The sequence below is a fragment of the Pseudomonas sp. H3_E04 genome, assembly GCF_054668915.1.
In genome coordinates this window covers 407848-429749 of the sequence record NZ_CP162797.1, presented here as the reverse complement: position 1 = coordinate 429749, position 21902 = coordinate 407848, and the positions used below count along the sequence as shown (strand labels likewise).

Annotated in this window: 24 protein-coding genes; 8 read left to right on the top strand and 16 right to left on the bottom strand. The window is 55.7% G+C overall.

What is annotated here, in order from left to right; all coding sequences use genetic code 11:
* The first annotated feature begins 96 nt into the window (after window positions 1-96).
* Window positions 97-843, top strand: coding sequence for a 3-oxoacyl-ACP reductase family protein (locus AB4N53_RS02080; RefSeq protein WP_460117748.1), 747 nt, complete (start codon window positions 97-99; stop codon window positions 841-843).
* 61 nt (window positions 844-904) lie between these two features.
* Here the strand turns inward: AB4N53_RS02080 and AB4N53_RS02075 are convergent, their stop codons facing one another.
* Window positions 905-1600 carry an HAD-IA family hydrolase gene (locus tag AB4N53_RS02075; RefSeq protein WP_460117746.1) on the bottom strand — a complete coding sequence of 232 codons (696 nt, stop codon included), beginning with the start codon at window positions 1598-1600 and terminating at the stop codon, window positions 905-907.
* 240 nt (window positions 1601-1840) lie between these two features.
* On the opposite strand from AB4N53_RS02075, the gene AB4N53_RS02070 reads away from it, so the two are divergent.
* From AB4N53_RS02070 to AB4N53_RS02060, 3 genes are all read left to right on the top strand, one after another.
* Window positions 1841-6634, top strand: coding sequence for an RHS repeat-associated core domain-containing protein (locus AB4N53_RS02070; protein WP_460117744.1), 4794 nt, complete (start codon window positions 1841-1843; stop codon window positions 6632-6634).
* On the top strand, window positions 6631-7026 hold the full coding sequence (locus AB4N53_RS02065) for an Imm50 family immunity protein (protein WP_460117742.1): 396 nt from the start codon (window positions 6631-6633) through the stop codon (window positions 7024-7026). Before AB4N53_RS02070 ends, AB4N53_RS02065 begins: the two co-directional genes overlap by 4 nt.
* Window positions 7027-7145: 119 nt before the next feature.
* Window positions 7146-7520 carry a hypothetical protein gene (locus tag AB4N53_RS02060; protein ID WP_460117740.1) on the top strand — a complete coding sequence of 125 codons (375 nt, stop codon included), beginning with the start codon at window positions 7146-7148 and terminating at the stop codon, window positions 7518-7520.
* Window positions 7521-7587: 67 nt separating this feature from the next.
* Here AB4N53_RS02060 and AB4N53_RS02055 read toward each other — a convergent pair whose 3' ends face one another.
* From AB4N53_RS02055 to AB4N53_RS02040, 4 genes are all read right to left on the bottom strand, one after another.
* On the bottom strand, window positions 7588-7755 hold the full coding sequence (locus AB4N53_RS02055) for a hypothetical protein (protein ID WP_016773805.1): 168 nt from the start codon (window positions 7753-7755) through the stop codon (window positions 7588-7590).
* A 118-nt stretch (window positions 7756-7873) separates the two neighbouring features.
* The gene (locus tag AB4N53_RS02050) at window positions 7874-8293 is read right to left on the bottom strand and encodes a YMGG-like glycine zipper-containing protein (RefSeq protein ID WP_024012287.1); all 420 of its coding nucleotides are present in this window, start codon (window positions 8291-8293) and stop codon (window positions 7874-7876) included.
* A gap of 135 nt (window positions 8294-8428) precedes the next feature.
* On the bottom strand, window positions 8429-8800 hold the full coding sequence (locus tag AB4N53_RS02045) for a bacteriocin (RefSeq protein WP_123418714.1): 372 nt from the start codon (window positions 8798-8800) through the stop codon (window positions 8429-8431).
* Window positions 8801-9112: 312 nt separating this feature from the next.
* Window positions 9113-9301: a hypothetical protein gene (locus AB4N53_RS02040; protein ID WP_024012286.1), complete on the bottom strand. Its 189-nt coding sequence runs from the start codon at window positions 9299-9301 to the stop codon at window positions 9113-9115.
* A gap of 221 nt (window positions 9302-9522) precedes the next feature.
* Between AB4N53_RS02040 and AB4N53_RS02035 the strand changes: the two genes are divergently transcribed.
* Window positions 9523-9801, top strand: coding sequence for a hypothetical protein (locus AB4N53_RS02035; RefSeq protein ID WP_460117738.1), 279 nt, complete (start codon window positions 9523-9525; stop codon window positions 9799-9801).
* A 55-nt stretch (window positions 9802-9856) separates the two neighbouring features.
* Here the strand turns inward: AB4N53_RS02035 and AB4N53_RS02030 are convergent, their stop codons facing one another.
* The 5 genes from AB4N53_RS02030 to AB4N53_RS02010 form a co-directional block, all read right to left on the bottom strand.
* Window positions 9857-10177 carry a YbjQ family protein gene (locus AB4N53_RS02030; RefSeq protein ID WP_016773801.1) on the bottom strand — a complete coding sequence of 107 codons (321 nt, stop codon included), beginning with the start codon at window positions 10175-10177 and terminating at the stop codon, window positions 9857-9859.
* Between the two features lie 68 nt (window positions 10178-10245).
* A complete protein-coding gene (locus tag AB4N53_RS02025) occupies window positions 10246-11526 on the bottom strand; it encodes a Y-family DNA polymerase (protein ID WP_460117736.1) in 1281 nt (426 codons plus the stop codon).
* On the bottom strand, window positions 11513-11944 hold the full coding sequence (locus AB4N53_RS02020) for a LexA family protein (protein WP_460117734.1): 432 nt from the start codon (window positions 11942-11944) through the stop codon (window positions 11513-11515). Before AB4N53_RS02020 ends, AB4N53_RS02025 begins: the two co-directional genes overlap by 14 nt.
* 137 nt (window positions 11945-12081) lie before the next feature.
* The gene (locus tag AB4N53_RS02015) at window positions 12082-12414 is read right to left on the bottom strand and encodes a type II toxin-antitoxin system HicB family antitoxin (RefSeq protein ID WP_460117732.1); all 333 of its coding nucleotides are present in this window, start codon (window positions 12412-12414) and stop codon (window positions 12082-12084) included.
* Entirely contained in the window at window positions 12411-12665 is a 255-nt protein-coding gene (locus AB4N53_RS02010) for a type II toxin-antitoxin system HicA family toxin (RefSeq protein WP_460117730.1), read from the bottom strand. The genes AB4N53_RS02015 and AB4N53_RS02010 overlap by 4 nt, the downstream gene beginning before the upstream one ends.
* 1219 nt (window positions 12666-13884) lie before the next feature.
* On the opposite strand from AB4N53_RS02010, the gene AB4N53_RS02005 reads away from it, so the two are divergent.
* Window positions 13885-15159 carry an AAA family ATPase gene (locus AB4N53_RS02005; RefSeq protein ID WP_122698975.1) on the top strand — a complete coding sequence of 425 codons (1275 nt, stop codon included), beginning with the start codon at window positions 13885-13887 and terminating at the stop codon, window positions 15157-15159.
* Entirely contained in the window at window positions 15149-15820 is a 672-nt protein-coding gene (locus AB4N53_RS02000; RefSeq protein WP_280074505.1) for an RloB family protein, read from the top strand. The genes AB4N53_RS02005 and AB4N53_RS02000 overlap by 11 nt, the downstream gene beginning before the upstream one ends.
* Before the next feature lie 534 nt (window positions 15821-16354).
* On the opposite strand, the gene AB4N53_RS01995 is transcribed toward AB4N53_RS02000, so the two are convergent.
* Complete coding sequence (locus AB4N53_RS01995) at window positions 16355-16573, bottom strand: hypothetical protein (protein WP_263469639.1); 219 nt, start codon at window positions 16571-16573, stop codon at window positions 16355-16357.
* A gap of 512 nt (window positions 16574-17085) precedes the next feature.
* Between AB4N53_RS01995 and AB4N53_RS01990 the strand changes: the two genes are divergently transcribed.
* Entirely contained in the window at window positions 17086-17931 is an 846-nt protein-coding gene (locus tag AB4N53_RS01990; RefSeq protein WP_460117727.1) for a fimbrial protein, read from the top strand.
* Between the two features lie 122 nt (window positions 17932-18053).
* Here AB4N53_RS01990 and AB4N53_RS01985 read toward each other — a convergent pair whose 3' ends face one another.
* Genes AB4N53_RS01985 through AB4N53_RS01965 form a run of 5 tightly spaced genes read right to left on the bottom strand, consistent with a single transcriptional unit; the run spans window position 18054 to window position 21901 of the window.
* Window positions 18054-19049, bottom strand: coding sequence for a hypothetical protein (locus tag AB4N53_RS01985; RefSeq protein WP_280074506.1), 996 nt, complete (start codon window positions 19047-19049; stop codon window positions 18054-18056).
* Complete coding sequence (locus AB4N53_RS01980; protein ID WP_280074507.1) at window positions 19022-19726, bottom strand: hypothetical protein; 705 nt, start codon at window positions 19724-19726, stop codon at window positions 19022-19024. Before AB4N53_RS01980 ends, AB4N53_RS01985 begins: the two co-directional genes overlap by 28 nt.
* On the bottom strand, window positions 19723-20277 hold the full coding sequence (locus tag AB4N53_RS01975) for a baseplate complex protein (RefSeq protein ID WP_280074508.1): 555 nt from the start codon (window positions 20275-20277) through the stop codon (window positions 19723-19725). The genes AB4N53_RS01980 and AB4N53_RS01975 overlap by 4 nt, the downstream gene beginning before the upstream one ends.
* Window positions 20274-21197: a hypothetical protein gene (locus AB4N53_RS01970; RefSeq protein WP_460117724.1), complete on the bottom strand. Its 924-nt coding sequence runs from the start codon at window positions 21195-21197 to the stop codon at window positions 20274-20276. Before AB4N53_RS01970 ends, AB4N53_RS01975 begins: the two co-directional genes overlap by 4 nt.
* Window positions 21194-21901, bottom strand: coding sequence for a DUF4376 domain-containing protein (locus AB4N53_RS01965; protein ID WP_460117722.1), 708 nt, complete (start codon window positions 21899-21901; stop codon window positions 21194-21196). The genes AB4N53_RS01970 and AB4N53_RS01965 overlap by 4 nt, the downstream gene beginning before the upstream one ends.
* Between the last annotated feature and the right edge of the window lies 1 nt (window position 21902).

Here is a 21902-nt window from a genome sequence, read left to right as displayed (position 1 = left end):
ACACTATAGCAATCATGGTCTACCCGGTTGTCGATGCCACGCCGATACTCGGCACCAACACCAAGGCATTCCGCCTTGAACACTTGGAGATCGAACATGACCACTCAACACCTCAGCGGCAAAGTCGCTCTGATTCAAGGCGGTTCGCGCGGCATCGGCGCAGCCATCGTCAAACGTCTGGCCGCTGAAGGCGCCGCCGTCGCTTTCACTTACGTCAGCTCCGCCGCCAAAGCCGAAGAACTGCAGAACAGCATCACCGTCAACGGCGGCAAAGCTCTGGCAATCAAGGCTGACAGCGCCGATGCCAGCGCGATTCGCCACGCCGTCAGCGCCACTGTCGAAGCGTTTGGGCGCCTGGACATTCTGGTCAACAACGCCGGCGTGCTGGCCATCGCGCCGCTGGAAGATTTCAAACTCGAAGACTTCGATCAGACTTTGGCCATCAATGTGCGCAGCGTATTCATCGCTTCCCAGGAAGCGGCGAAGCACATGGGCGAAGGTTCGCGGATCATCAACATCGGCAGCACCAACGCCGATCGCATGCCCTTCGGCGGTGGCGGCGTGTACGCGATGAGCAAATCGGCACTGGTTGGCCTGACCAAAGGCCTGGCCCGCGATCTCGGTCCTCGGGGCATCACCATCAACAACGTGCAACCTGGCCCGGTCGACACCGACATGAACCCGGCCCACGGCGAATTCGCCGACAGCCTGATCCCGCTGATGGCCGTCGGTCGTTACGGCACCGCCGATGAAATCGCCAGCTTCGTCGCCTATCTGGCCGGGCCGGAAGCCGGTTACATCACCGGTGCCAGCCTGACCATCGACGGTGGTTTCGGCGCCTGACAGACCGGCAAGAAAAAACGCCGCTCTTCTTTATAGAAGGGCGGCGTTTGTGTTTAAGCGGTCAAGCCAGTTCCAGCATCGGCAGGCCAAATACGCTGGGCGTGAAATCTTTCAGCGAGCGGATAATGCCGTCAGCGTGAGCATATTTCTCATCAGCCATCGCTGCGTCGGGGATGGCGATTGCGGTCATGCCTGCCGCTTTCGCCGCAGTGACGCCGAACGGCGAATCTTCGAACACCAGACAATCCCCGGGCGCGACGCCCAAACGCCGGGCGGCGGTGAGGAAAATATCCGGGGCCGGTTTGGCCGCGCCGACTTCCGGATCGTCCGCCGTGACGATGAAATCGAACAGCGAAAACCAGTCGCGGTGCAAAGTGGTTTTCTGCCCGAACGACTGGCGCGATGAACTGGTGCCCACCGCGATCGGGATGTTGTGCGCCTTGAGGTGACGCACCAACGCTTCGGCCCCCGGCATCGCCTGCGCCTTGTGGAAACGCTCGCGCATCAGCGGCTCGCGAATCTGCAGGAATTCTTCCGCAGTGATCGGTAGTTCCAGCGCCTGGACCACGTAATTGGCCAGGTCATTGGCACCGCGACCAATGATGTTTTGTTTGACGCTCCAGTCGAAGGTTTTCCCGTAGCGCCCGGCAATCAGCGAGGTGACCTCGGTATAAATGCCCTCGGTGTCGAGCAGCAAACCGTCCATATCGAAAATCACGGCCTTGATCGGGCCGAACGTCTTCAGCGGTGCATTCATCATCGGATCCGTTAACAAAGACATCCCGGGGCGACAGGCAATGTGCCGCAACGCGGATCTGATTAATGGGTTCAGCAGCATAGCGAGGCCGATGGACATTGAGCAACGGGCAATGCCATCGACGCGTTTTCGCATTTAGCGAAAACTCCTACAGACACTGCCTACTTCCCCGACTTCTTTCCTTTTTGATCCCCCGCAAAGTCCGCGCTCCCGTTTCTTCACATGCGCGAGCGACTGCGAATGTTTCAATCCGATCGGCTCCTGGCCCTGAACAACAGCATCGGACTGCTGGTGGTGGCCGCCCTGAATCCCCAGCAGCCCGATTTCGAAGCGCTGATCGATGAGTTCCGCCTGTGCCTGAACAACTACGACGCCTGGGCCGAGCAATTCTGGACCGGGACGGCGCTGGACATCGAGCAAGTGTTCAAGGTTGGCAATGACGTGCAACTGAGCGCGCCCATCACCTCGCGCGCCCCCATCAGTTCATCGGTGGTCATGTGTTCGGCCATCGGTCCGTTGACCTTGGTGCACATGTTTGAAGCGGCGCGCTTTGTGCCGATCGGCGACACCCCGGTGACCCTCGAGCCGCTGCTGAGCGAAGTCGACGGCGTGCAGACCTTCGGTGAACCACTGCGCCACACCATCGGCCCGAGCGGGATCCTCGAGGTGACCGATTGCATGCGCGGCCAGTGCTACCGCGTCACCTTCTTTCCAGACGTTTCAACCACCCATGTCCGCGCCCTGTATGCCTCTTATGAAGGCGTGATCGCCGGTCTTGAAGGTTGGCTGCGCGCCGAATGGACGGGCTTTCAGCCGCAATGGACGGAGTTTTCCAGCGCCGGTTTTCTTGATCGTTACGGGCAGTTGCAACGGGCCGATTGGCGTGGTTTGGAAAAAGCCCTGAATGGCGTCTGGGATGACATCCGGCAACTGTTCGCCCTCCTTGCCGATCTGCAGGAGCACAGTGCAAAGCTCCTGGAATACCTGAGCGAAGCCGAACTTGAGGCGCTGCTGGCGGCGTCCAGCGAGGCGATTGCCAACGCCTTGTTGATGCTCAGCGACGAGCCGTTGCTGTTCATTCATCTGGCTGCGTTTACCAGTTGGCTGAAGATGCTGCCGCCGCAATACCTCGCTGAGGTGGTGGCTGAAGTTCGCGCCGAGTTGCTGATCAGTTTCCTGTTGATGCGCGTCGCGGGAGGTGCCGGCGTATCGCTGCGTTTGAGCAGCAAGGTCTTGGCCAAGATCAAGTCGCCTCGGGCGCGGGAATGGCTGGCGTCTTCTGCTTTACGCCTGGCGGAACTGACTTCGACGCCGGAGCTCAAGCAGCACGCCAGCACGCTGAAGCCGCTGATGTTTCATGCCCGCGAGGTGGAGCTGAAGCCGACTCCATCGATTCCGCTGAACATTCGCCAGGCCGACGCGGTGGTGCTCAGCGTGCCGAATCCGGCGCCACTCGCGCGGGAAAAATCCCGAGGTATGGCCCGCCTCGAGCGCCACGAGCCACACGACGACGTCCCCGATCAAGCGAAAAACCCCAACGGCGATGCCGCCGACTGCGTCCCCAATACCTGCAAAAACGGCTGTCCGGTGTCGATGGTCACCGGCGAGGAACTGCTGACCCTGACCGACGCGGTGCTCGACGGTGTGCTGCCGTTCGAGTTCACCCGTTTGTACCGCAGCAGCGCGGTCGAGATCGACATCGGCCTGGGTTTTGGCTGGAGCCACACGCTAGCCCATCGCCTGGCCTTTGACGGCGATGGCGTGACCTGGATCGACCACGAAAACCGCCGTACCCGCTTTCCCCTGCCAAACGTCGCGCGCCCGGCGATTCACAACAGCCTGTCGCGGGCGGCGATTTTTCTCGGCGATGAGCCGGAAGAACTGATTCTGGCTCTGGCCGGGGAAACCGCGCGGTTCTACCACTTTCGCGCCGGACGGCTGACGGCAATCAGCGATGTCTACGGCAATCGTCTGACCCTGCAACGCGATCGCTCCGACCGCATTCAGCGTCTGGACAACGGCGCCGGCCGCTCATTGCTGTTGGGTTATGACCGCGCGCAGCTGGTGGCGGTCGAGTATCAGGTGTTCGTTCAGGGCGAGTGGACCACCGAGCAAATCCTCGCCACCTACAGCTTCGATGCCCGGCAACGGCTGCTGACCGCGACCAACGCGGTCGGCGACAGCGAACGCTACGACTACGACGATCACCACGTCATCCTCCAGCGCCAGCTGACCGGCGGCGCGAGCTTCTTCTGGGAGTGGCAACGCGAGGGCAAAGCCGCGCGCTGCGTGCGCCACTGGGCGTCGTTCTCGCAGATGAACACCCGTTACGTCTGGAACGATGACGACGCCAGCGTGACCGTGCATTACGTCGACGGCACTGAAGAAGTCTACGTCCACGACGAGCGCGCGCGGCTGGTGCGGCAGGTCGCGGCGGATGGCGGCGAGCAGCTCAAGGCCTATGACGAGCAGGGGCGCTTGATCGCCGAGCAGGATGCTTTGGGCGCGGTTACCGAATACCGCTATGACGAAGTCGGACGGCTGATCGCGCTGATTCCGCCGGACGAGGCGCCAACGTCCTACGAGTACCGCAACGGTTTTCTCTACAAGCGTTGCCGAGGCGACGCGGTGTGGATCTACCGGCGCAACGCCGAAGGCGCCGTGACCGAAGCGGTCGATCCCGATGGCCAGGTCACCCATTACTACTACAACCTGCGCGGGCAGTTGCTGTCGTTGCGCTACCCGGACAGCAGCCGCCATCGCTGGGTGTGGAATGAGCTCGGCCAGCTCATCGAAGAAACCCTGCCCGATGGCGGCGTGCGGCGTTTTTCCTACGATGCGCTGGGCCGGCGGATTACCACTCAGGACGAATTGGGTGTTGTCAGCCGTCAGCAGTGGGACGCCGCCGGCCGACTGATCCTGACGACTTCTCCTACGGGCAGCACGCGCGCCTACAGCTACGGCGCCTACGGCCAGATCACCGCCGAACGCGATGAACTCGGGCGCATCACCCGCTATGAATATGACGATGATTTGCACCTGGTCTCACGACGGATCAACCCCGACGGCACCCGCGTGCAGTATCGCTATGACCATGCGCGGCTGTTGCTGACCGAGATTGAAAACGAATCGGGCGAAAAGTACCGACTGGATTACACGCCGACCGGATTGATCCGACAGGAAACCGGGTTTGATGGACGGCGCACGGCTTACGTCTACGACCTCAATGGTCATCTGCTGGAAAAGACCGAGTTTGGCGAGCAGGGTTTATCGCTGGTCACCCACTACCAGCGCGACGAGGCCGGGCGTTTGCTGGTCAAAACCCTGCCTGATGGCGCCGAGATCCGCTACGACTACGACCGCCTCGGGCGCTTGGTTGCTGTCGATGATGGCCAGAACCATCCGCTGGCCTTCGAGTACGACCGTCAGGATCGGCTGATCACCGAGCATCAGGGCTGGGGCACCTTGCGTTACGCCTATGACGCCTGCGGTCAGCTCAAACGCCTGCGCCTGCCGGACAACAGCAAGCTCGACTATCACTACGCCAAGGGCGGTGCGCTGTCGGCCATCGACCTCAACGGCACGCCGCTCACGCGTCACGTCTATCAGTCCGGTCGCGAACAGCAACGTCAGCAAGGTTTGCTGCTCAGCGAATATACCTACGACGATCAGGGCCGCTTGCTCGCCCACGCTGTAGGTCATCGCCACGCTTCGCTGTACCGCCGCGATTATGCCTACAGCGCCAACGGCAATCTCGAGCACATTGCCGACAGCCGCCACGGCCAGCGCACCTACGGCTACGACGCCCTCGACCGGTTGATCCGGGTACGTCACTCGCGCGACGAACTGCCCGAATCCTTCGCCCACGACCCGACCGGCAACCTGCTGATGCAGGACCGTCCCGGACCTGCGCAGATCAAGGGCAATCGCCTGCTGATGCAGGGCGACCGCCATTACGATTACGACGCCTTCGGCAACCTGATCCGCGAACGCCGAGGCCACGGCCAGACCCTGGTCACCGAATACCGCTACGACTGCCAGCACCGCCTGATCGGCCTGACCCGCCCCGACGGCCAGACCGCCACGTATCACTACGACGCCTTCGGCCGGCGGATCCGCAAAACCGTCGACGGCGCCACCACCGAATTCTTCTGGCAAGGCGAGCACCTCGTCGCCGAAAGCAGCGCCACGCAATACCGCAGCTTCCTCTACGAACCCGGCACCTTCCGCCCGTTGGCGATGCTCGACGGCAAAGGCCCGAAAAAAGCCTGCCCGTTCTACTACCAACTCGACCACCTCGGCACCCCACAGGAACTCACCGACTACAGCGGCGAAATCGTCTGGTCCGCGCAATACGACGCCTACGGCAAAGTCGCTGCAGTCAGCTTGGCCGGCGAAGATTATCTGGATCAACCACTGCGCTTTCAGGGGCAGTACTTCGATGTTGAAAGTGGGCTGCATTACAACCGCCATCGGTATTACGACCCGAGGCTTGGACGGTATCTGACGCCGGATCCGGTGAAGCTTGCGGGTGGGTTGAATCAGTACCAGTACGTGCCGAATCCGACGGGGTGGGTGGATCCGTTGGGGTTGACGTCCAATTGTCCTCCAAAAGGCCGAAAAACGATTGGCTGCCCAAAATCTGATGAAGTCGAGCCCCCGCAGGTTTCTAGACGAGGCGCATTTAGGCAGGCAAAACTTGATGCGGGAATACCAAAAGGACAGCAGCCCGACATTCAAGTCGACGAGGTGAGCGGCAAGCAGAAGCAATTCACCTATGCCAACATGACGGATAGGAAAGGCAATAACATCCTGAACAGTCGTGGAATGCCCATCATAACTAGAGAATATAGATACACCAGAGAGGATGGATTTATATTGGTACTCCAAGATCATTCCGCTGGCCACAAGTTTGGCGATACAAATAATCGAGGAGACCAAGGGCCTCACATAAATGTGCGACCTGCGGATGACACGCGAAACGGCAAAGTAAAAAACACAAGTGATCATTATCCATTCAGGAGGGCCCGATGAAGTATTGGAATGAGATAGAGGGCAGCAAACTTTTCAATATGGTATTTAGCCGAAACATACCTATCGGAGAAATTAAGCTATTCGCCCTGAACATTGACAACAATCTATCCACACTGACCTTGGCATTTGACATCAGGGAAATCCCCGACACTCCTCCCAAGAAATGGGACCTCATGGGGTACAATGCTTGCCGGATTGGAATAACGTGCAATAACGTTAAGGACCTCACAACATCCAACATCCCAACTCAACAAATATTAAACCTGTCCATCCAACTTATTGGGAATGAGTACTCAGTTTCAGCCGCCTCCGATACTTCAGAGGTAAAATTCATTACATCATCATTAAGATTGAGAGAGCCTAGTGTGTATTTAACAGAATCTTCTTTTTAGAGTTTTGGACCAAAGGCCTGCTGACTCAGGCCTTATGCCAGAATGCAACTCTCAGCTCACCGCCCCCTTCACCCATCATTTGCATCCTCCGATGAAAAGACAAACAGTGAGCCCCACCGATGACTAAAAAATACTCAGCGCATATTGTCGAGATCGACCCAATCATTGAGGAAATGCTACTGCTCAGCATCAACGGTGTGACTGTGAGATGCTTCGCAGGCCACTGCCCGTCAGTAATCGAAGTAGGTGAGACCTACTCAGCCGAGTTCGAAATGGTGCTGCCGGACGAGATAGACATTTCAAAATGTGATGGCAGCGAAACACGTGTCGAGATGCTTGACAATGGTTTCTCATGCGAGATTTACGGGCGCTTAGAAGGCGATACGCTCAAGTCGTTCGTCGAATTTGCGGATCAAGATATCCACTTCGATTTACCGCACCTCAATGGTCAGTTTGTAAAAATCAGAGCACAAAGAATCGACGTCTCTTTCTGAGGAACTGATTTTCTGTAGGGCCTGCTGAGTCAGGCCCTTAAACCATCATTCAAACCCTCAACCCCCCTCACTGCTCATCCCCATCCTCCTCATACTCCATATCCGCCTCATCCGCATCATTCAACGGCACCGTCGCATCATCCATCAGCGAGCCCGGATCTTCATTCCCCGGATCATTGATAAATGGCAATCCACTCGGGCCCTTCTCTTCTTTGCCTTCGGTTTCGGGAGTCATGGCGCACCTCTTGAGCGTGTGGGATGTATCACTTTCGAAAAGCCCTATCGCCAATCGTTCCTCTGCCTGACAGCCAGACACAAAAAACCCGGCACCAGACCGGGTTTCCGTTGATCAATCAGCGATGTTTATTTTTGTGCTTGTTCTTGTGCTTGTGGCCGCCGGAATGAGATCCGCCGTCGTCGTCGCCAAGATTGTTACCTACCGCGCCGCCTGCTGCACCGCCCAGGCCTGCGCCAATGGCGGAGCCGGTGGAGCCGCCAAGGCTGTTGCCGACGACCGAGCCGCCTGCGGCGCCAAGACCGCCACCAATTGCGGCTTCAGTGCGGTTGCGTTTGTTCGCGCCGACGGCACTGCCGGCCGCGCCGCCAACACCTGCGCCGACCGCTGCGCCCGTGCTGCCGCCAAGTTGTCCGCCAACCACATTACCCAGCGCACCGCCGAGACCACCGCCTACGGCAGCGGTGCCGTCTCCGGCCGCCATCGCGCCCTGCGCCACGACCAGGCCAAAAAACAGTGCAGATAATGACAATCGCATATGAACCTCGCAGTTCCCGAATCGGGACAGTCCGCCCAAGCGGGGCGTATGCAGATTGGAGATGATTTCGGACGAAACGTTCAGCCATGAAAAAGCCCGACATCGAGCCGGGCTTTTTCTGACAGGCAGTCAGTCTCAGTGGCGCTTGTGACCTTTGCCCAGGTTGCTGCCGACTGCGCCGCCGGCCGCGCCGCCCAGACCCGCGCCGATGGTGGCGCCGTTGCGGCCGCCCAGGCTGTTGCCGATCACCGAACCACCGGCCGCACCGACACCGCCGCCGATCGCCGCTTTGGTGCGGCTGCCCTTGCGTGCTGCGACTGCGCTGCCCGCTGCGCCCGCAACGCCAGCGCCAATTACGGCGCCGGTGCTGCCGCCCATTTTCTGACCGACCACGTTACCCAGCGCGCCACCCAGGCCACCGCCCAGCGCCGCGGTGCCATCACCGGCAGCCATCGCACCTTGAGCAACCAGAAGGCCAAGAACCAGAGCAGGCAGTGTTAAACGCATGACGAAAACCTCAAATAAACGGGATGACGAAAAGGAGCGGGATTTAATGCCCTCGGCGCAGGAAAGTCCAGACGCAGGCGACAGCGTCGATTGGACCGCGATCAGGGAAAAGGTTTTATGCCGGACAAAAAAAAGCCCGCTGGGGAGACGGGCTGGAGACTTGCTTTCTAACGGATGGCTTCACACTACGTTGGCCAACGTGAAAAGTTTGTGAAAAAAAACCGACATTAATGTCAATGCCCGCCAGAGATTTCAAACCCCTATTCTTGCGCACATAAAAAACCCCGTTCAGTGACGGGGTACGGGATGAAATCACTTTCTGGTCCTTGCCGTGACCTTGGGCAGGAATTTCGCTTTCGGCCCTTTGGGGGCCGTGGATTTGATTTTGCCAATGCTGACCGGATCCTCGCCAAACCCCGACTGATACTCCGACTGACCGCAGCGCACACAGTTGTTGAATGAAAACTCAGCGCCATCATCTTCGATAAATGGACCTGACATAGACTCTCCCCTACGCAACCGGGCCGACACCGGCAAAACAGTTTTGCCTGAAAAATATCGCCCCTAAGCGCTTTTGAGACTAGCTGGTCACAACTGGACTTGCCGTTCAGAAAGACTGATCACCGACGAATGGAAAAAAGCGTTGCAAGCGATCATTCGCTAAAGATTTCCATCGAACGGCCGCTGCCCTTATTCCTACAAATGAATCTCAAGGAGAGGTCATGCAGATCAATGGATTCCCGAACATGCCGGTCGTAAAACTCACGGACGAGCAGATCGCTGCCGGCAAGGCCGGTGCGGAAAAACTCAAGGAAAAGATCGCCTCGGGTGAAATCACCATCAAATACCCGGACAAACCGCTTCTGCAGCCGGGCGTCGTCTACCATCCCAGCGAGCCCGCACCATCGGCGCAGCCTGACGGGACTTCGCCCCTCGTTGCCATCGATACACCGCTGACCTATGACTCGAGAGGCGCAGTGTTGCTCAAGCCACAAGGCTGATTGACGCGAAAAAGCCCACCCGTTGTGCGAGTGGGCTTTGCCTTGAACACAATAATCAGCGCAGCTTCACCGCCGTTCCGGTGACAAACACCACGACCATGCCACCCTTGCCTGCCGGCATGCTGATCTCAAAATCCACGCCAACCACAGCATCAGCCTGCAATGCCCGCGCTCGATCTTTCAGTTCGTCGGTTGCCTGAATGCGTGCTTCTTTAAGAGCCCGCTCCAACGTCTGCGACCGCCCGCCAAAGAAGTCGCGCATGCCCGCAAACATATCGCGGATCACGTTGACGCCCTGCACAGACTCGGCGCTGACGATGTCCAGATAGGCCGTGATCTGCCGCCCCTCGACGGAATGAGTGGTGGAAATGATCATGAAAGTCGTCCCTTTACTGCATAAGTGAAGGCAGCGATTGTAACGCGGCACCAGATCTGGCCCGTGCATCAATTAGATTTAACCACCCACAATTGATCCAGCTTCGTGGTAAAACTCGAACTCATCATCTCCCGCCGCATGCCCCAGGCCGGATCCGCCGGCACACTCCCCGCTCGCAACGTTCCATGCCCCCAGCGCTGATTGATCTGGTCCAGCACCCCCATCACCTTCTCCGCCGTCTGCGGTTGCGACTGGGCAAACAAGTCTTCGGTAAACTCTCCGGGCTGCCGAAGATCCATCAATAACACTTCAGCCTTGCTGTACTTGAAGTCCGGCCGGAACAATCGATCAACCGCCTCGCTCGCCACCTTGCTCAGCAATCGAACATCATTGGTCGGATAAGGCAACTCGATCAGCGCGCCATTGGCGTACTTCGCCTCTTCCGGATTGAACATGCCGGTGCGGATACTCACGCGGATCTTTTTGCACAGCGAATTCTGCGCACGCAGCTTTTCCGCCGCTCGATGCACATAAGTAGCAACGGCTTCCTTGATCGGTTCGATGGTAGTCAAACGATTGCCAAACATGCGGCTGCTGCAAATTTCCTGCTTCGGCGGTTCCGTCTCGGACAGTTCCAGACAGGATGTGCCACCCAGTTCGCGCGCGGTCTTCTCGATCACCACGCTGAACTTGCGCCGCAGCGTCCACGGATCGGCCTTCGCCAGGTCCATTGCGCTTCTGATCTGCATGCTTTCCAGATGAGCTTTCATCCGCCGCCCGACGCCCCACACTTCACCGACATCGGTATTGCGCAACACCCAGTCGCGTTTGGACGGATCGCAGATGTCGACCACGCCGCCGGTATGCGCTTGCAGGCGTTTCGCGGTGTGGTTGGCGAGCTTGGCCAGCGTTTTCGTGGGGGCGATGCCGACGCCGACCGGGATACCGGTGCGTTTATAAACGGCGGAGCGGATGGTTCGACCAAACGCTGTCAGGTCCCCAGGAATGCCGCTGAGATCGCCAAACGCCTCATCGATGCTGTAAACCTCGACGGCGGGCACCATGGATTCGATGATCGTCATCACCCGCTCGCTCATGTCGCCATACAACGCGTAATTGCTGCTGAACACCTGGATGCCATGGCGGCGCAGATCGTCGCGAATCTGGAAATACGGCGCGCCCATTTTCACAAAGGGCTTGGCGTCATAACTGCGCGCAATCACGCAGCCATCGTTATTGCTCAGCACGACAATCGGCGTCTTCGCCAGATCGGGCCGGAACACTCGTTCACAGCTGGCATAGAAGCTGTTGCAATCAATCAGCGCGAAAACCTGCTCACGATTTGCCATGATCGCGCACGCTGTAAGTCACCACACCCCAGATCACCAGCTCATCCCCTTCCATCACGTAGCGTGGCGGGTATTTGCTGTTGGCTGAAAATAGGATGATGGTGTTGTCGCGCATGTGCAGGCGCTTGCAGATGGGTTCGGAGTTGAGACCGGCGATGACGATATCGCCGTGCTCGGCATTCAGGCTGCGATCGACGATCACCAGATCACCGCAAAATATCCCGGCGTCCTGCATGCTCTCGCCTTCAATCTTCGCCAGATAAACGTGCGGCGCACGAATGTCGAAAACCTCATCCAGCGAAATGTGTTTTTCAATGTGATCAGCCGCCGGCGAAGGAAAACCGGCGGGAATCCGAAACGAATACAGCGCAAGCTTTTCGCCCGCGCCTGACAAAGGGCCGAGGATGGTGACGCTCATGATACGAACCTGATAGTGAATTTACTGTATGCACATACAGTAAACTCGGGACGGTTCGGGGGGTCAATGAGGCGTGTAGGAGATTTCGACGGGTGACAGGGTTTTGTACAACATCTGCCCGAAATTGGATTTCGCGGCTACGCGTGGACTTCACGATCGAGCACGTCTGCAACCCATTGATTGATGCTCTTATGGGCTAGCTGCGCCTTTACAGCGACCGTCGCATGCAGCGCTGGCGCCAAGCGCAGGCTGAGATTCCCCGAATACGGTTTCTGCGGTGCGCGACCGAGCCTGGCGCAGGTATCGAGATAATCAGTCACGGCCTCCTGGAACGCGTTTCGCAGCTCTGCGACCGACTCACCATGGAATCCGACGACGTCCTTGATACCGGCGACATGGCCGACGAAGAGCCCGTCTTCGTCACTGTATTCAATCCGGGCGGCATAGCCGTTGTAGTTCATTACGTTCACGGGATGACTCCTGCTTGCTCAAGAAAAGCCCGAGCGTCACGCACCTGATAGGGCTTTGCTTCTTTGTCTGGGTGAGGCCGGTGAAAAGTCACGACCACACCGTTCAATTCAAAGCGCACTCTTGAACCATTGCCTTCAATGGTCTGGGCGCCCACTGCGCCGAAGAGCGATTCCATACGCACCCACTCCAAGTTATTCGGGATCGGCCTTGAAAAAATAGCTTTGAGCGTGCCGCGCTGTTTGTTGTTCATGGTATTAGATCATGATACCGCGATGGTAGGGCAACTGGGTCAAACCGCAATTACGAGGAGAAGGCCTGCTTTCTGCGGGAAACGTATTTCCTGATGAAGTCGCTGCAGACTGGTACGGCATCAGGATAACGAGAGACTCAATGCGCGGTTGTAGGCAAATTCTCGGAGTTGTGTGAGGAAGAGCGACTTTTCCGTTTCCGACAGGCAGAGTTCTTTTCCGAGTACCAGAATTGGGGAATCGCGATATAGCGCAGATATTTTGGGCGAGAAAAAGGTGAGGGAGCTGTGCTCTTGGCGCACCATCCAAGGCACAAAAAACCGACACTGAGTCGGCTTCGTTTTATTATTCGTTTTTTTGGCTTCCAGAAACGCAAAACCCCCGAAAACTTTAACGTTTTCAGGGGTTTTGACGTTTCAAATGTGGCGGTGAAGGAGAGATTCGAAACTACCCGTTTTCGATTTTTCGAACCTACCCCCCCGGTTTATAAGGGCTGCAGCCCGGTCGCCTGTCCAGAATCTGTCCCAGATCGGTCCCATGGCTGTCCCAGCGGAAAACGCGCGAGGAAGCGAAGAACGGCCTCAGATGTGCATTTTTGCTTTTTATGTTGACCCCTGGGAAAAAGGTAATATTGGTAATGTCTAAACTGAAAGCCGCTTGAGGCCTTTAAATACGGGGCTTTGAAGGATTTCAATAAAGGTAATAATCAGGTAAGGATTAGGTTAGAAAATTACCTTTTGGCTTGGTAATCCCCCATAGGGCTCAAACCCAGTAAAACCGGGCACTTCAGAAAATATTACCTCTAACATTACTCGAAATTACCCCCCTGAGGTAATGACTGAAAGCCACGCCCTGCAGGGGATGCAGCCCATTTCGAGTACTCAATTACCAAAATTACCCTTTTCCCACCCCTCAACAGAAATTGGCTATGTGATGAATCGGACTGACTCGTCCAGCCGTCCCCTAAAAACACGGTGAAAGGCCATACCTAAAAGCCGCGTACGGAATCGGTACCAACCACTTTCTTCCTCTGCGCAAGGCTCCAAGCTATGAGGTCACCTGTAGCAAAATTGAAGCATTGATTTCGCGTCTACCCCAAGCTACTGCCAAACGATGAAAATCCTGCATCTAACTGTTGAAGGCGTAGCTCATCGAGGCTAGACTCGAAATTCGTACCATTTTTTTGCAGAAAAACCGCAAAAAAACCCAAGGAAAGAAAATATGCTCGTGCAGTTCAGTGTCGAAAACTATCGATCGGTCAAGGATGTCTGCGAGCTAAGCATGGTTGCGTCTCGGTATTACAAAGAAAATGAAGAAGAAAATACATTTGAGACTGGAATTGCAGATTGCCCACGCTTACTCAAGTCAGTAGTAATTTACGGCCCAAATGGATCCGGTAAAAGCACACTTCTCGAAGCGATGAAGTTCGTGGAAACTTTTGTATTGAACTCCGCGCCTAAATCGCAAGCAGGCGAGGAGATTAATGTAACGCCGTTTCGCCTATCCAAAGAAACCAGAAGCAAACCTTCAAACTTTGAAATAATCTTCATTGAAGACAACGTCCGATACGAATATGGATTATGCACTACCAGAGAGCGAGTAACCGAAGAATGGTTGATTGCTTTCCCCAACGGGGTGCCTCAAAAGTGGTTCCATCGGGTATACGACCAGGAAACTGCTTCATATGTGTATAAGTATTCTAAACACTTTGAAGGAGGACGTTTGCGTGGGGGATGGCAGAAACAAACACGCCAAAATGCGTCGTATTTATCAACTGCGATCCAATTGAATAACGAACAACTTACACCAGTATACAACTGGTTTTTCCGCAGATTGGCCACACTTCGCCCTGATGGCCTCTCATCGGAATTTACAGCAGAGTACTGCCTAGATAGCGACTTCAAAAAAAGCGTTATTGAATTTATCAGTAGCGCGGATATCCCGCTAGCCAACATTGAAGTTGAAACTTTAAAATATTCGGACGTAATGTTCCCTGACAATATGCCCGCAGCCTTCAGAGATGAAATTGCAAAAACGCTAAAAGATAGGGAATATCACGAAGTCAGCTTTGTAAGAAAGGATGATGCTGGCGAAAGCGTCAGATTTAAATTATCTGAAGAGTCGCAAGGTACTCAGGGCCTATTTAATTTTGCTGGCCCTTGGATCGATGTCATCACGAACGATCTAGTATTATTCGTTGATGAACTCGATAGTAGTTTACACCCACTAATTGTTCATCATCTTGTTGATATCCTGCACAAGTCAGGCTCTAACGCACAGATTATTTTCACTACGCATGACACGACGATTCTTTCTCAAAAAATCCTTCGTCGCGATCAAGTATGGCTGCTTAAAAAGAACAAGCTTCATGCTTCAGAACTTTATCCACTTTCTGACTATAGAATTCGCGACGGCGAGGCAATTGAAAAAGGATATTTGTCGGGTCGCTACGGCGCAGTTCCGTTTATCAAGGATATGAGTTTCAATGGGATCTGAAAACTTGTTTCACCTGAGAAAAGGAAAAACAACAAGATCGCTATCAAGAAGGGGGGCGGTGAAGGACTCTGCCCCTATTTACTTGATTGTGTGTGAAGGAAAAAAGACGGAACCAGAATATTTTAACGACTTACGAAACCATGAACGGCTGGCGAGTATCACTGTAAAAGTATGTGGCGAATGCGGTTCCGCTCCGATCTCAGTTGTTGAACACTCATTGCAGCTTTATGAAGAAATGATTAAAGATGGAGAGATTGTAGAGGGGATTTTCTGTGTTTTCGATAAGGATAATCATGAAAGTTTTTTTCGAGCGTGCGCTCTTATCGAAAAATCGAAGAAAGATAAAATACCTATTACCGCAATTTTCTCAATACCGTGCTTTGAGTATTGGCTACTATTGCACTTCCAATACAACCGCGCTCCATTCCAAGGAAAAGGGAATGCGAGTATCGCCGGAGTAGTCTGCAAGCAACTTCAAACATACATCAAAGGATACACCAAAGGTGCAAAAGGGCTATACGCATCGTTGAAATGTAAGCAAACGGATGCAATCGCTCACTCTCAGCGGGCTATTGAGGACTCAGATGCAACAGGTCAAGACAACCCTTCCACTCATATTCACTCGCTTGTAAAACAGCTATTGAAGTATTCAGACGCTTAGCGTGGATTGTTCTCCGACATAGCCGCTAATCTGCTCAAGGCTTTGTGCAGAACAATGTAAAGTACTGAACGCGTACGAGCGACTCACAGCGCTTGTACGCCCTGCCTTTCACGCGCCCCCCCCCCCACGTTAGAAACTCGATTAGGATCGCCTTATCGTAGCGAGGCGAAAGCGAAATCTTCGTTAAAATCCAGGATTTCGATTCTTAAGCCCCGAGAATGCTCAGCCTCCCGCTCTCCTTCAGCGACACTATGATTCTGTGGAGATTGAAGGTTTTTTTAATTTTCTTACAAATCCTTTCATTTATTGAAACGGCTCAAACTGCCCGGTAGACCACGACTAGCAGGTCCCGAGATAGCCATTACACGCATGTAGACTTTGCAAAAAAAGTGATACGGACCCCGTTGGCGGGAGGGGGATAAGTGCTTTTTCACCGATTTTTTATAGAGATCGATTCGTTGCAAACGATTGAACACTCGCAGGGCTGATGTCTCGTGGACTCCAGCCTTTTCGCGTGCAGAGCTTAGAGATTCGCTAGCATCGCCGTAGTCGCATAATCGCGTCTGTAATCGCTTGTGCATTTGCGTCCAAGGTTTCCATGGCGACGAATGCGTTACCTGCAACATCCGCTACGCCGCTCTCTGAAAGCCACTTAGTGATCTCCTCGATGGCCGCGCCTAGCGCGTGCTGATTGTGTAGAAGCAACGTCAGAGCATCTGCCGTGGCGATCTTGCATTCCGAGTTATCCAGCATGGTGGCCATCCTTAAAAAGTGGTCTCGTAAGATTAGTCCATCCTCCGGATAGCTAGCTGGACGTTGCTAGATTAGTCAGCCTTAACCGACTCTGCTCGATGCGACGCTGGCAGGCATGGTAGTAACCGGCTTCGTGTTGAGCGGTATTGATTACATCGACGGCTGCGCTTATGCGCAGTCGAGGTGGTGTCGACTCGGCTGAAAAGCAATTAGCGTGTGCACACAAAAAACCAAAATACAGACCATTCTTATTTTAAACGGAACAGCCATCTCCCACCCTCAATCAAATACATGCAACGCATGCGTCAGACATAAAAAATCTCACAATAAGTCGCCACATCAACGTGTATACAACGCGCCTCTGCTTTTTTGAGATATTTAACAGGATTATGAATAGGTTTTTTTAAATGCGATCAACACTACTACGCACAGTATCACTTTTAGCTGCTGCTACGATCCCCCTTTGTGCAAATGCTACCTGCACTTACCTTGCGGGGCACGGCCCAGTAACCATGAGTACCAAACTCCCTCCCAGCATTACTGTTCCAGCGAATACGCCCAACGGTACGATAATATACATAGGGGGCGATGGTTTTGCGAAAGAGCTAAAAAATCGATTTGGTTGTACTACTAGCTTTTCCGCTGGAAGTATGGACGCACGAGGACAGAATGCGACCTCTGGAACTTACCCCATAGGAGATACAGGCTTGGCGTGGGAATGGACTACTAACCAGGAGAGAGTTGGACAATACCCTGCTATCACAAAGGATGCCGCCCCCGATTATACTTTCAACTATTTGATCCTAGGTTTTAATATCGTTAAAATCGGAGACATCAAAGCTGGTGCAAGAATCCCCGGCGGAATATTGGGTTATTACAGAGATGGCGAACTTTACCCGATAACCCTAAGCGTCACGGAAATGAATGTTGTCGCAGCCTCCTGCGAAACACCGGATATCACTGTCCGAATGGGCACCTTCACGCTCAGCGACATTGGGAAGGCACAGGGAAGCCACTCTGAGCCTGTTGCTTTTGGCATAAAATTGAATAATTGCCCAGCAGGCCTTAATAAAATAAATTATCGCTTCACGAGAGTCGGCGAGACTGCCGATTATCGAAATGGTGTCATCAGATTGAATTCCAGTTCCACAGCCAAGGGTATTGGCATCCAGATAAAACACTCCAATGGCCAGCCAGCCATAATCGACGGCACAACCAAACAAATTTATGACGGTTATGATTCAAAAGGAGGAAACTTTGAAATCCCTATGACGGCCGCATATTTGCACATCGATAACGAAGACTTGAAGCCTGGCACAGCCAATGCCGAGCTTAACTTTACAATTGAATATCTATAACCGGAAAACTTTACAGCTAACAAAAAAACAATGCAGCTTGATTGGTTTCAACCGTTGAGTTACGCCTAATAGCGCTGACTCAAAAATTATGCATTTAACTGTGCATCCACAAATAAAACACACTACATCGATACCGCAGGCTTCGGCTGCAACGTTATTTTTTCGAGTTTTACTAGGCCAGTAGAAGCTTGCGATGCATACAGGGTAAAATTGCCCGCATTGTTCGGCGTTTGCGTGACGCCATGATTATGCATGGCTATTTGCACATTCATATGCTCAATTAATTTAAGCACATCGCAAACAACCTGAAATAAGTTAATCGATTCCGACCCAATCCAGTTCTTCGGTGCCATCAGGTGCTGTTGTTTAGCTACGATGCTTCGGCGCAGCCCTTCAATTCGCTCCTGCATATCGCCTCCCACAGTGGCGTTGTACTTCTTTCCGACAACCAGGTTCAGATCACGACCGGTCGCTAGGTGCAGATCATCCACTGCCGCCAAGCTCGCGGATCCGCCCGACATCAGCTTGAGCGCTCCCAGCGCCTCGATCTTTTTCACACCACCCACAGTTTCGGTCGAGTGGTCGTCGATCGTCTGCGTGTAGCTCTGGAACTGCTCGCGGTTGTCCAGAGCTTCGACTTCGCGCTCGATCGCCTGATCTCGGATCTTGCCATCGGTCTGGCGTAGCCAGTTGCCATCGGCGTCGACGCGCTGCTGGGCGGCTTCGCTGTGCTGCCATACCTGGTCGCCCTTGGGCACCTTCGGCATGCTCAGCCCGTGCGGCAAGATCGATTGAATGTAGGGTTTGTTCGGTAGCCCGTAGGCAAAGCACACCACCACCCGCGTGCCCTCCTCCGGGAATGCATAGATGCCCATTTCCTCGCCACCGGTGGGCAGCGGTAAAGGAACGCCAGTGAGCGGCGGCATGGCCGGGTCTGGTTCATCGTCGGCGCCGAGTACTTCGATGTCCACGGCGTAGCGCGGACGGAAGTCGTCGCACAGTCCTGCGTCCGCCGGCGCGTCGGCCACGGCGACCACCCGGGCAAATCGCGGCAGGTGATAACCACCGGTGAGTTCGGGGAATTGGCGCTCTACAGCGCGGCGGATTGCGTCTTCCATCGGATAGCCATCTGGTCATTGGTCAGCGTCACCGTGGTGATGCGCTCGCCGTTGTTGATCGTTGCACCTGGTCGCACGCCGGGAAGGGCCGCGACCATTGCGCTCTGGTTGCCTTGGTAGCCGTCGAACAGCTCCGTGGGGATTTGCAGCGGCGCACGTGCGCCGAAAAAACTGTCGGCCCAACTGCCGGCGAACACTTCACCGTTGCCCAGCTGGTGCCAGGTGAAGTCGGGAATGTTGAATACCCGGGCGAGACTGTCCATCGCCTGGTAACCGGCGGCGAGGCTGTAGAAGTACGGCGTCTTCACGCTGGCGTATGGTTGATCCGGCACGCGGAAGCGCAGCCCGGTTTGTTCGCTGACCTTGGCCAACACGGCGCGCAGATCCACATGACGCAGATTTAACGGCAACGGGTTGGCCAGCACTGCCGCTAGTTCCCGGCAAAACAGCACCTGCTCGACCGCATTGGCGGCGGTGCAGCGCTCGACGTAGCCGATGAAGTGGCGTTGCAACGTGCCTTCGTTGTAGCCGATGTCCAGCGTCACCAGACCTTTCAGCGGCACAGGAGATTGAACTGTGAAGTTCGCCCGGCCGGGGCTGGTAGCGTCCAGCCTGACGTCCTCCTTGATGAGAGCGATCGGGGCGCCGTTGATGGAAAGTATCTTGTGCAGTTTCACTTCTGCTCACTCCCGCCCAGCCACTTATCCACACGTCCCAGCACTTTTTCAAAGCCGCTCAGCGCGGGGTTGTCGCTGGTTCCATCACCGTTGCCGGCGCCGCCTTCGCCGACCGCACTGCCCGAGGCGCCTTGAGCGTCTACCTTGTTGCCGGCGCGCCGGCCTTCAACTTTCTCCGGGTTCGATTCGCGTTCGCTCAGCGTGAATTGCACAAGCCAGGCTTTCAGGGTGTCGGCTTCCCGTGCACTGACGCCGTCGGAGAACTCCACCTGACGCACCCCGAAGGTTTCGGCCGTGTCGTTCACGATCCGATACAGATGCAACTGACCGCCGCCGGCGGTGGCTTCAGCCATGCGCAGTAGATCCGTAAGCTGGGTTTTATCCACAAAGGGAATCATCAACGACACGGCCAGCGTCTTAGGCTTGAAGCCTTTGTGAGCCTTGTCGGTGTTGCTGGTCTGGCCGGACATATCGCCGCTTTCGATTCGCAGGTTGGCCGTGACTTTGAGGTTCTTGCCTTGGACTTTTTGCCCGTCGAGTAGCAGCGTCATAGGCCCACCAGTTCCTGGACGAAGCTCAGCCCTTCTTTGCTGCCGACCAACAGCAGGCCGGCGCACTGAATCCATTCGTGACCCGGGCCGTCGCCGGCCAACAGTTCGCGGCGGAGTTCGCCGGCAGTGCCCGGGCCGATCAACCGCGCGCGCATGCTGACGTCAGGGTTTCCCCCAGCCAGCAGCTCTTTCAGGTCAGCCAATTGCTTATCCCGTCCCTGCTGCTGGGCGCTCTTGCGAGCTGCCAGCGCTGCCAGATCGGCCAACGGCGAGCTGTCAGCGGCGTAGCCTTCCAGCACGGCTATCTGCCCCGCCATCGACTGTTTGGCAGCTTTGACCACAGTGCAACGCTCCAGCGGCAAACCCTGCCAGCGCGGTAGAGTTCCGGCACCGGGGATCTCCCACTTTTCGCTCTCCAGTTTCACCAGGTGTTGCGCCCGGCGCTCAGTGCGCACCAGGTCGGGGATCGGCAGCAGAGCATTGAATCGCGCCAAGCTGCTGGCCAACTGTTCGAGGCGCGTGCCCAAAAACAGCATCGACAACGCGTATTGCGGCCCGGTTGGGCGCCCGCTGTCGCTGGCGTCTTCCAGTTTCTTGGCGAGATGTTCCAGCGCGTTGGGCGCGGACAGAAAGCGCTGATAGCCGGCGCCCTGGCCAACGCCGCTTTGAAATGGCGTCACGACAAGGCACGCCGGAATCTGCCCCATCTGCTCGGCCAGCGCTGCGCGTCCGGCCGCGATCGCGCCTTTTGCTGCATCACCGACCGGCCCCGGGTTGGTGTTGGCCAGTCCACTCAGGCCAGCCAGGCGCTGGGCGGTGCTGGCCAGTTCGCCACCGGCCAGATCCTTGGCCGCTGACAGCCCGGCCATCCACTGCGTGGCCTGCTCCGGCCAGCGCATTGTCACCGGTGCCCAGGTCATGCCGGCGGCGTCCAGGTGATGGCTTTCATTGCCTTCAGATTTTTGTCTTTCTGAGCCTTCGCCACAGCTTGGCGCAGTGTTTCCGCGTGCTGCTGTGCGGCCTGCCGGAAGCGCACCAGGTCAAGGCTGACTTTCTGCAACTGTTCGATGGTATGCGGCCGGAAGGCCAGCACCTGGTCGGCGTCATAGCATGGGTAAACGTCGTCCAGGCCCAGCACTACCTGGCCGTTTAAATTCACCTGGTCATCGATCGCGCTGCTGTAGCGATAAGGCTCGCCCAATGCGCTGGAGGTGAAGCCCCCCGCGATGTAGGCCGCGAAGTCAGCCCCGATCATCTGCAGTTTCTGATCGCGCAGTGAGGCCAGCACGGCGTCGACGTCATCCACCCACTTGCCTTTCTTCCAGACCTGGTTCGGTTCTGGCCGGCTCATGGTGAAGCCCGCTGGCACTGGCTCGAAACCTTCGAGAGTCCGTGGCTCGCCGGTTTCGGTGCTGTACACCACGACACCGCCGAAATAATCCACCAACTGCCAGGCCTTGCCGTTCCACCATGCGGCTTTGTGTTCCGGCACAGAAGGCGGCTCAGCTTCCACGCAGCCGCCAGGAATCAGATAAACACCTGGCTCCAGCGGCGATTCATCAGCCGCTACCGCACCAACGAAAATGCCGAGGTGGTCGGTTTGATAAACCAGTTTTTCAGTCATG